The organism is Tepidibacter sp. (assembly GCF_025210165.1).
Lineage (GTDB): Bacteria > Bacillota > Clostridia > Peptostreptococcales > Peptostreptococcaceae > Tepidibacter_A.
Map to the genome: position 1 here is coordinate 1 of NZ_JAOASI010000058.1, position 7,511 is coordinate 7,511.

General features: G+C 29.6%; 8 protein-coding genes and 1 rRNA gene. All 9 read right to left on the bottom strand.

Going from position 1 to position 7,511, the window contains the following annotated elements; genetic code table 11:
* Positions 1–139, bottom strand: a 16S ribosomal RNA gene (locus N4A48_RS09700); the annotation flags it as partial.
* 223 nt (positions 140–362) lie between these two features.
* The gene (locus tag N4A48_RS09705) at positions 363–545 is read right to left on the bottom strand and encodes a hypothetical protein (protein WP_293665712.1); all 183 of its coding nucleotides are present in this window, start codon (positions 543–545) and stop codon (positions 363–365) included.
* A gap of 217 nt (positions 546–762) precedes the next feature.
* Entirely contained in the window at positions 763–2,250 is a 1,488-nt protein-coding gene (gene lysS, locus N4A48_RS09710; protein ID WP_293665713.1) for a lysine--tRNA ligase, read from the bottom strand.
* A gap of 16 nt (positions 2,251–2,266) precedes the next feature.
* A complete protein-coding gene (gene greA, locus N4A48_RS09715) occupies positions 2,267–2,746 on the bottom strand; it encodes a transcription elongation factor GreA (RefSeq protein WP_293665714.1) in 480 nt (159 codons plus the stop codon).
* A 225-nt stretch (positions 2,747–2,971) separates the two neighbouring features.
* Entirely contained in the window at positions 2,972–3,940 is a 969-nt protein-coding gene (gene dusB, locus N4A48_RS09720; RefSeq protein WP_293665715.1) for a tRNA dihydrouridine synthase DusB, read from the bottom strand.
* A gap of 81 nt (positions 3,941–4,021) precedes the next feature.
* Positions 4,022–4,792, bottom strand: a complete 771-nt coding sequence (locus tag N4A48_RS09725; protein WP_293665716.1) for a type III pantothenate kinase — start codon at positions 4,790–4,792, stop codon at positions 4,022–4,024.
* 16 nt (positions 4,793–4,808) lie between these two features.
* Entirely contained in the window at positions 4,809–5,390 is a 582-nt protein-coding gene (locus tag N4A48_RS09730) for an ECF transporter S component (protein ID WP_330665102.1), read from the bottom strand.
* 151 nt (positions 5,391–5,541) lie between these two features.
* Positions 5,542–6,516, bottom strand: coding sequence for a biotin--[acetyl-CoA-carboxylase] ligase (locus N4A48_RS09735; protein ID WP_293665717.1), 975 nt, complete (start codon positions 6,514–6,516; stop codon positions 5,542–5,544).
* 71 nt (positions 6,517–6,587) lie between these two features.
* Entirely contained in the window at positions 6,588–7,139 is a 552-nt protein-coding gene (locus N4A48_RS09740) for a DUF5673 domain-containing protein (RefSeq protein WP_293665718.1), read from the bottom strand.
* Positions 7,140–7,511: the final 372 nt, after the last annotated feature.

The window sequence follows — 7,511 nt, forward strand, 5'->3', positions numbered from 1 at the left end:
GTATAGGGCAGGTTACCCACGCGTTACTCACCCGTCCGCCGCTAAGATTATAAAGCAAGCTTTATAATCTCCGCTCGACTTGCATGTGTTAGGCACGCCGCCAGCGTTCATCCTGCGCCAGGATCAAACTCTTAAATAAAAGTTTGTCAGTACTCAGTAAACTGACTTAATGTGTTGTTTGCGAAAATCACTGTTGTGATTTATTTATAACCTACTGTTTAATTTTCAAAGTTCATTTTATGTTTCGTGTTTGCCTCGTTGTTGAGGACAAGTAATAATATATCACCTTTTGATATATTCGTCAACACTTTTTTTATTTTTTTTAAAGAATCAGTAAAAATTATAATATTTGGACGAATTTTTTATTTAGCTATTTTATCAGTATGATTCGACGTTTTAGAATATTTATTTTGATAAGATTCTCTTCTTTTTCTTTTAACTATTTTATTTCTTTTCATATCAGATAATGCATTAAAATAAAGAAACATAATTACTTGGGTAACAAGAGATACTATACATATTAGGCATATCCAGTTTATCAACATCTCACTTCCCCTTTTCTTTTTTATTTGTCAAAAACTTAAGGTCAAAATTAATTTTACTTATTTTACTCTGTATATTATTCTATATATTATCATACTTTCCTTTATTAATTAACATTCAAATTTCAACATTTTACCCTATTTTTATGTTTGATAAAAAAGTCCCAGACTTTAATAAAGTCTGGGAGTGTATATATACCTATTCTTTTATATGTTATACCTATTCTTCCACTTTATCTACTATAGGTTTCATAGTTGGGAATAATATTACATCTCTTATAGAACTTGAATTAGTTAATAACATCATGACTCTATCTATTCCTATTCCTAGTCCACCTGTAGGAGGAAGACCTACTTCTAATGCATTTAAGAAGTCTTCATCTAACATATGGGCTTCGTCATCTCCTAATTCTCTTTGTCTTAATTGATCCATAAATCTTCCTCTTTGATCAATAGGATCATTAAGTTCAGAGAACGCATTAGCTATTTCCCAAGTATTTACAAATGCTTCAAATCTATTAGTTATAGATGGATCTTCAGGGTTACGCTTAGCAAGAGGAGATACCTCTACTGGATGATGAGTTATAAATGTTGGTTGAATTAAGTGCTCTTCTGCATATTCTTCAAATAAATCATTTATAACATGTCCTCTTTTCATTTCTGGCTTTATTTCTAATCCTTTTTCTTTTGCTACTTTCATAGCTTCTTCGTCTGTTTTGATTTCATCAAAATCAACACCAGCATATTTCTTTACTGCTTCTTGCATAGTCATTCTATTCCACGGAGGAGTAAAGTCTATCTCAGTTCCTTGGTAGTTAATTTTAGTAGTACCAAGAGCCTTTTGAGCAGCATGTGCAACTATATTTTCAGTCATTTCCATCATATCTTTGTAATCAGCATAAGCTTCATATAATTCTATACAAGTATACTCTGGGTTATGCTTTATAGACATTCCTTCGTTTCTAAACATTCTACCCATTTCATATACTTTCTCAAATCCACCAACTATTAATCTCTTCAAATAAAGCTCATTAGCTATTCTTAAGTACATATCTATATCTAAAGTATTATGGTGAGTTATAAATGGCTTAGCAGATGCTCCACCAGCTATAGTATTAAGTATTGGTGTATCAACTTCTAAATATCCTCTATTATCTAAGTATTCTTTAATCGCTTTAGTAGCTTTATTTCTTATTAAAAAGCCTTTTTTAACCTCGGGATTAACTATTAAATCTACATATCTTTGTCTGTATCTTAAATCTGGATCTTTAAGTCCATGAAACTTTTCTGGAAGTATTTGAAGTGACTTACTTAAAAGCTTTACTTCATTTGCCTTTACAGATATTTCTTCTTTCTTAGTTTTAAAAACTTCACCTTTTATTCCAACTATATCTCCAATATCATAAGTTACAAATAAGTCATAATCCTCTTCACCTATTCTATCTTTTCTTACATAGCATTGAATTCTTCCATCTTGATCTTGTATATCAACAAAAGATGCTTTACCTTGAACTCTTTTACTCATTAAACGACCTGCTATTGAAACTTCTTTTCCTTCTAATTCTTCGAAGTTATCTTTTATTTCTACACTGTGGTGAGTTAAGTTGTATTTTTCTGCTTTAAATGGATTTCTATCCATTTCTTGAAGTTTTGATAATTTTTCTCTTCTTATTTTTAGCATTTCATTTAAATTTAATTCTTCAGACATTTAATTCCCCTCCATATTATCTTTTAATTTCTAAAATTTCGAACTTAGCTGTTCCATCAGGAACTTGAACGTCTACTTTATCGCCTACTTTTCTTCCTAAAAGAGATTTTCCAACAGGAGATTCATTAGAAATCTTAAATTCATATGGATCTGCTTCTGCTGAACCTACTATAGTGTATTCTACTATTTCGTCAAAATCTATATCATTAACTTTAACTACAGAACCTATAGTAACTACGCTCAAATCTATTTGACTCTCATCTATAATAACAGCTTTTGTAAGCATATTTTCAAGCTTTAATATTCTCTCTTCAAGTTGAGCTTGTTCATTTTTAGCTTCATCATATTCTGAGTTCTCAGATATATCTCCAAAAGATATAGCAACCTTAATTCTCTCTGCCACTTCTTTTCTTCTTACAGTTTTTAAAAATTCTAATTCATCTTCTATCTTATTATAACCTTCTTGAGTTAACAATACCTCTTTATTAGTATCCATTCTCCCACATCTCCTTTTTTATTCAGATTTATATAATCCGATTTATTATTAATTTAAATTAATAGCAAGTTTCACTCTATTCCAAAAGTCACTTACACAACTAGAAATTCAGCTGGAGTAAAAACTCCATCTGAATTAAGTTTCACTTTATGTTAAATAAATAATGTTTGATTTAAATTGAATATTATTTTAGCATTTGCGAAATATTATAAATTACTATTTTTGCTATGTCAAGGACTCTTCCAAATAAGATGTTAATTTATCTTTAACTTCATCATAACTTTCGAGTCTATTAATTTCATCTCTGACTTTAGCTGATCCTTTGAGGCCTTTTAAATACCAGCCTAAATGCTTTCTCATTTCTCTAATTCCTACATACTCACCTTTCAATTTTATCGACATGTTTAAATGTCTAATAGCTGTGGTTAGCTTTTCATGTTTGGTAGGTTCAGGAAGAACTTCGCCTGTTTTCATATAATGTGAAACCCTCTTAAATATCCATGGATTTCCCTGTGATCCTCTTCCTATCATAACAGCATCACAATTTGTTTTATTTATCATATCAACCGCATCTTGAACTTCAAATATATCTCCATTTCCTATTACAGGTATACTCACACATTCCTTGACATCCTTTATTATATCCCAATCTGCCTTTCCTGAATAGAATTCTTCTCTCGTTCTACCGTGAACAGCTATAGCACTAACCCCCGCATCCTCTGCTATTTTTGCTATTTCAGTAGCATTTATGCTTTTATCATCCCATCCTTTTCTTATTTTAAGCGTAACTGGCTTTTGAGAGTTTTTAACTACTTCTTTTAATATTTGTGATGCAAGTTTTGGTTTTCTCATAAGAGCTGATCCATCTCCATTTTTAACTATTTTAGGAGCAGGGCAACCCATATTTATATCAAGAAGTTCATTTGGATACTCATTTAATATATATGCAGCTTTTCCCATATATTCAACCTCTGATCCAAATATTTGAACATTAACGGGATGTTCCTTAGGATTTATTTTGAGCATAAATTTAGTATTATCATCATCATAGCAAAGAGCCTTAGCATTTATCATTTCTGTATATAGCAGTCCACAATCCATTTCTTTACACAAAAGTCTAAATGGAAGGTCTGTAACTCCAGCCATAGGAGCTAAAAATACCTTATTATCTATATCTATATTTCCAATTTTCATAAAATCACCTTCATTTGAAATTCATTATATGATTTCTTAATATATAAAAAAAATTGGGATTTTAGCCCAATTCAATTTTAACTATTCTTTATTCCTATCATATATTATTCTAAGACCTTCTAGTGTCAAAAATTTATCTACGTAATCTATTCCCTCAGATTCTGAAGCTATAAGCGTAGATAACCCTCCTGTAGCAATTACCTTTACATTATCACTTTTAAGTTCCGATTTCATCATTTTGACTATATTATCTACAAGACCTGCATATCCGTATATTATACCCGATTGCATAGCTGCTACAGTGTTCTTACATATAGTCATACCAGGCTTTATAAGCTCTACTCTAGGTAGCTTTGACGCTTTTTTAAATAAAGCTTCGCTAGATATATTCACCCCAGGGCATATAGTTCCGCCTAGATATTCTCCTTTATCTGATACTGCACAAAATGTAGTGGCAGTTCCAAAATCAACCAATATAAGAGATGTTTTATATTTCTCATAACCTGCAACAGCATTAACTATTCTATCTGCTCCTACCTGTTTTGGATTATCGTATTTTATATTTATTCCAGTTTTTACTCCCGGACCTACCACCAAAGGTTCTTTCTTACAATAATCTCTAGTAAACTTTTCTAATGAATACATAACATTAGGTACAACAGACGATATTATAACGTCTTTTATATTATCAAATTTAATATTTTCATATTTAAATAAACTATCTATCAGCATTCCATATTCATCAGAGGTTTTATTTTTATCTGTGCTTATTCTCCAATGATGCTTTAATTTTTTTCCTTCATAAACTCCTAATACTGTATTTGTATTTCCTACATCAAATACAAGTAACATACTTCTTACCTTCTTTCTATTTTGATATGAACTTAAGTCCCCTCATTACTCCTATTACTATTAAAATAGCAACTATCATCTCTGGTATACCATTAGTTATTCCTATTCCCATAATTATCTTACCTACAGAACTTATATCCTGTCCTATAGCCTCAACAAATCTAACCCCATAAAGTAAATAAATCATACAAAGAACTCCTACAGTATTAGTTAGCGTTCCTATAGCTCCAGTAAAAGCTACTGCTAATATATCGTTTTTTGATATTTTCTTAATAGATATATAAGAGTAATAAGAAACTATACCAATTAACACTCTTGGAAGTACAGATACTAATGGATTCCAAAATACAAACGATATTACTGTTGGGTTTGTTATATTCTGTATCATACTAAATATACCAAATATAAGACCAACAATAGCACCAACTAAAGGACCCTCAATCATAGCTGCAATAATTACTGGTATATGCATTATAGTGGCCTTTGTAGGGCCTATAGGTATAAATCCTAGCGGTGTCATACCCAGCACTATAGAAATGGCTCCTAGCATTCCTATAACTGTCATTTTTCTTGTTGTTAAACTTCTTGTAGCGATCAATTTCTACACCTCCGGTTCTGGCTCATATAGATGCCAGACTTTTGTTTTTTTAATTTATATAAATACGGTCAAACTCCAATTTGGATGTCAGCCGTAACTATTTAATTTTATCAATATTGTATACAAGTTTCAATATCGAATTTTTGATTAATTATATATAATCACGTTCGCCTCTTATAGATACTTCTCCAGCTATTAGTTCTTCAATATCATTATCTTCATTTATTATCACAAGATTTCCTGCTTCATTTATATCTATACACTTAACCTTTCTTTTTTTATCATTATTTATTATATATATATTTTTTCCTAGTATAGCTGAATTTTCTTTACATATTTTTATACAACTGGATTTATCATTTTTTTGTATATAATCCAGATATAAAACTTCAAATTCTTCTAATATATTCTTTAATATATCAATTCTTTTTACATTATAACCTTCTTTAAATATAGAAGTCGCTATACTCTTTATATCCTCAGGAAAATCCACAGTCTTAACATTTATACCAATACCAAGTACTATATAATTTACTCTATCTATTTCCGCTCCAAGCTCCGTTAATATTCCACTTATCTTCTTGTTGTTTACAATAATATCATTTGGCCACTTTATAGAAGCATCTATTTTAAGCTTTTTTAGAGCCTTTACAATACTTGCCCCAGCTATTTGAGTTATAAAAGGAGCCTTGTGTGGATATATATCTGGCTTTAATATAATACTTAACCATATCCCCTCTCCCTTAATAGAATGCCACTGTCTACCTCTTCTACCTCTTCCTTTTGTCTGATCTTCCGATACAACAATAGTCCCATCAATTGATTCTACAGCAACTTTTTTAGCATAGTCATTAGTAGATTCTGTAGTATCAAAATGTATAACTTCTTTTCCTATAAATTTTGTATTTAAATCATGCTTTACAATACTTTCACTCAACAAATCAGGACACTCAATTATCTTATGCCCTTTTCGAGTTATAGACTCTATATCATAACCTTGATTCTTTATATTCTTTATATGCTTACTAACAGCACTTCTTGTTATCCCTAGCTTTTCAGATATATATTCTCCAGATACAAACTCATCTTTGTTCTCTAATAGGATTTTAATTATCTCACTTCTCATATAATCCCTCTTTTCATACTTTATTTATGCTTAATGAAATTATAACATTTTTGTTTTACGAATTTTTTATTTTACAAAGTAACATTAGATTTTAATACTTTATCTACATACTCAAATTTAGACTCAGGTACTTCTATCTTATATTCTTTGTCTTTATAACTAACATTAAGCTTGTAATCTTTATCTTTTTCCCATACAAAAGAATCTATATTATCAAATTCTAATATCTCTCCATTAAATACTAGTCCTTTATCATAAAAGTATACTCTTCTATCATCACTAAATAAATTTCTTACCATCATTGGCGTAAATATAATAATAAATCCATCAAACTCTTTATTAAACCCCTTAGTATTAATCATAAATATATATTTGATTAGCATTATTATACAAATAATTGCTATAATTCCTCTAAAATATTTAGCTATAACAGGCTTATGAATATAATAATCAGGCTTTGGTAAGGTACGTAATCTTAATATTAATATAATTGCTTCTATCCAAAGCAACAATGCTAATATACAGCTTAAGGTAATATTATCTCTATAATATATAAATACTACAAAAAATACTATTAAAGTAATTATAGATAATATACGTTCATATATTTTAAGTTTTTTCATTTTTTATCAATTCACCCCCCCCCCCTTCAATGCTCCTTATATTTTTCAATATAATCATATCATATTAAATTTAAAAATGAAGGGTATTCAAATATTAGCGAATGATTTAAATATTTTTATATAGAACTTGTATTACGACGTTTGAATATCTGTTAAGAAAGTTCGTTGTCTGAGCGTAGCGAGTTTAGAACTTTTAAGATATTCAATAAGACGTAATACTTAGTTCTATTAGAAATATTTAATACATGAACGGTATATACTGTACCCTATAGAGTGGACACTAAAAAAAGTCTATTCTATAGGGTATTTTTATGTATAATAGAAAAAAAGACGAATGGTGGAAGATAAAATGAGTAATAAAATATTTACAGA